The following is a 1226-nucleotide window of genomic DNA, read 5'->3' on the forward strand; positions in this document are numbered from 1 at the left end:
ACGGCGGCCCGACGCCCACTCCGACGCCGACACGCACGCCGAGTCCGTCGCCGACGCCGACCCCGGGCGGCGTGCCCGCCCCCGAGGCGTTCCTCCGCTCGCGGTGGAGCCGCGACCCGTTCACGCGCGGAGCCTTCAGCTTCGACGCGGTCGGCTCCACGCCCGAACTGCGCTCCGCGCTCGCGCAACCGATCGCCGACCGGCTGGTCATCGCGGGCGAGGGCACCTCGGCCGACGCGCCCGGAACCGTCCACGGCGCCTACGCCGAGGGCATCCGTGCCGCGCGCACGATCGCCGACCTCGCCGACGAGGGCGACCGCGTCGCCGTCATCGGCGCCGGCATCGCCGGGCTCGCCGCCGCACGGACGCTCGCCGAAGCGGGGCACGACGTCGTCGTGGTCGAGGCCGGCACGACCCTCGGCGGGAGGCTGCGCACGATCCAGGACGACGCGTTCGGCGGCCCGGTCGTGCTCGGCAGCGTGTTCGCATCCGACGGGGCCGAACTGCGCCCGGTCCTCACGGAGGCGGGCGTGGCGACGCGGCCCTTCACGCCCGTCGTCGAGGCCCGTACACCCGACGGCACCGTCGCCGAACCCTCGCCGGCGGGCTGGGACGCCATCGCGACCGCGCAGGAGTGGGCCGCGGGCAACTCGGCCGACGTGTCGCTCACGAACGCGCTGCTCCGCTCGGGCGCGGTGCCGATCTCGGGCGAGCCGGGGCCCGACGGGCTGAGCCCGAGGGATTGGCTCGTGAACGCGATCTCGACCGGCGTCGAGCCCACGACCGGCGCGGCGCCGACCCGCGTCTCCGCCCAGCGGTTCGACCCCGACCTGGTCTGGCGGCCGACCTCGCGGGTCGTGAGCGGCTGGACGGCCCTCGTCGACCGCCTCGCCGACGGCCTCCGCATCGCGGGATCGAGCGTGGTCACCACGATCACGGTCGACGACGACGGGGTGAGCCTCCGCCTCGACACGGGCGAGTCGCTGCGCATGCACCGAGTCGTGCTGACCGCGTCGATCGGCGTGCTGAAGACCGACACCATCGCGTTCGACCCGCCGCTCCCCCTCCTGCACCAGCGCGCGATCGGCGTGCTCGGGATGGGCGCCTCCGACGTCGTGTGGCTCGCCTTCGACGAACCGTTCTGGCGGGCGGATGCCGCGGCGTCGGCGGGCGGCGCGGACGGAGAGGCGGGCGGCGCGACCGAGGCGCCGGCCGCGACGGGCACC

General features: G+C 76.4%; 1 protein-coding gene. It reads left to right on the forward strand.

Annotated elements, in window-relative coordinates; all coding sequences use genetic code 11:
• Positions 1 to 71: 71 nt before the first annotated feature.
• Positions 72 to 1226, forward strand: a 1155-nt coding sequence (locus ESO86_RS20105) for a flavin monoamine oxidase family protein (RefSeq protein WP_277985249.1), incomplete at its 3' end; no start/stop codon positions are given.

The organism is Agromyces binzhouensis (assembly GCF_004135055.1).
Taxonomy (GTDB): domain Bacteria; phylum Actinomycetota; class Actinomycetes; order Actinomycetales; family Microbacteriaceae; genus Agromyces; species Agromyces binzhouensis.